The 1,730-nt window shown below is 63.9% G+C and carries 2 protein-coding genes; both read left to right on the top strand.

The window, feature by feature from the left end:
* On the top strand, positions 1-351 hold a 351-nt coding region (locus A2I95_RS35545; RefSeq protein ID WP_291737258.1), incomplete at its 5' end, for a PhzF family phenazine biosynthesis protein.
* 190 nt (positions 352-541) lie between these two features.
* Positions 542-1,730 (top strand): 50S ribosomal protein L11 methyltransferase (locus A2I95_RS35540; RefSeq protein ID WP_291737257.1); only part of this gene is annotated, 1,189 nt, incomplete at its 3' end.

The following is a 1,730-nucleotide window of genomic DNA, read 5'->3' as shown; positions in this document are numbered from 1 at the left end:
CTGGGCCAGTCGCTGGGGGCGGACGGCATCGACATGATGGAGCCGTTTCTGGTCGTGCTGGAGGGCGCAACCGAGGCGGGCGATACGTTTTCGCGCTTGCTGATGGCGCCGCCCAGCCCGCCGGAGGACCCGTTCACCGGGTCCGCGACCGGCGCCATGGCGTCTTATCTGTGGCGTCACGGGCTGATGGAGAAGGCAGAGTTTGCGGCTGAGCAGGGCCATGGCCTTGGCCGTCCCGGCCAGGCACGGGTGGCGCGGGTTGGCCCGGCAGATGCGATTGAGGGCGTGCAGGTGGCAGGCGAAGGCTTTGTGCTGATGCGCGGCACGGTGGACCTGCCGGACAGCGCATAACATTCAGGGGATCTGCTGCAGCGTCCTGGCAGATCCTGTTGCGCGCCTTGAGGTATTTTGAACGCCGAGGACGCGGGGCTGCTTCTGTCCAAGGGGGCGGCGGGACGCGCTTTTCCTTTACCGAATTTTAGAGAGGCATGGCGGATAGTCTCAAAAGTCCGCATTTGCCTCAAAATAGGGAAAGTAAGAATTGCTTCAAAATCAAACGCCTCAACCACCTCAATTGCGTCGGCATTCAGACACGCAAGACGCAGAAAGACTGGTCCAGTTGGCAAAATCCGAATCGCTGGGCGATGGCGGCATCCGGACCTCGCAGATCCTTTCGGACGCGCTGGCGGCAGACCCATGCCACCATGAAGCGCAGGTTCTGCAGGAGCGGCTGCATCAGGCGTTTGTGCCCCGCTGGCATTTCCCGATGCTCGCCGACAAGGCCCGCAACCGCGCCTACGCCAAGGCCATCGCGGCCAAGGTGCGGCCGGGCGACGTGGTGCTGGATATTGGCTGCGGTGCGGGTTTGACGGCGATGCTGGCGGCGCGGGCCGGCGCCAAACATGTCTACACTTGCGAGCAGCAGCCGCTGATTGCCCAGGCCGCAACCCGCGTCATCGCCCAGAACGGTCTGACCGACCGTATTACGGTCATACCGAAATGGTCCCACGATATTGTTGTTGGCGAGGACATTCCGGAGCGGGCGGATGTGGTGATTTCAGAGATCGTCGATACTGTCTTGCTCGGCGAGGGGGCGCTGGCGACACTGACCCATGCGATGGGCGCGCTGGCCAAGCCGGAGGCGCGGGCGGTGCCTGAACGGGGAACGCTGAAGGCGCAACCGGTGGAAAGCGGTGATCTGCTGGACCTTTGGCGTCCGCAGGAGGCGGAAGGGTTTGATCTGAGCGCCTTTCACCCCTTTGCGCGCATGGCCCAGCTGACGCCGAATGATCTGGAAACCTGTGCGCTGCGGCCTTTGGGGATGGCAACGGATCTGTTTCAATTTGATTTCACCCGGCCGGACATTAACCCGGCGCGGGCCGCCAAGGATCTCGTCTGTGCCGGCGCCGGCACCATTCATGCGGTCTTTGTCAGTTTTGAGATGGAACTGGCCCCCGGCATTCTGGTGGCAAACGGTTTGCAGTCCGGCGGCCATTGGGGGCGGACGGCGTTTCTGCTGGATCAGCCGGTGTTTGCGGAGGCCGGCGCGCAGTTGCGGGTGACCGCGCAGCATGACGCGTCGCAGCTGAGCCTGTCGGTGCACGGATTGGCACCCCGCGCCGGGGATGCGGAATCTGCTGCCCTGTGGATGACCGGGGCACGCAAAGGCGGGTACACTCTGCGTGTCCGCGACCGGCTTACTCCAGTGGAAAGTGCGGTCTGGGCTCCGC

The organism is Leisingera sp. F5 (assembly GCF_001593695.1).
Note: the sequence above shows the minus strand (reverse complement) of the source record. Positions and strands in the feature narration are given on the sequence as shown.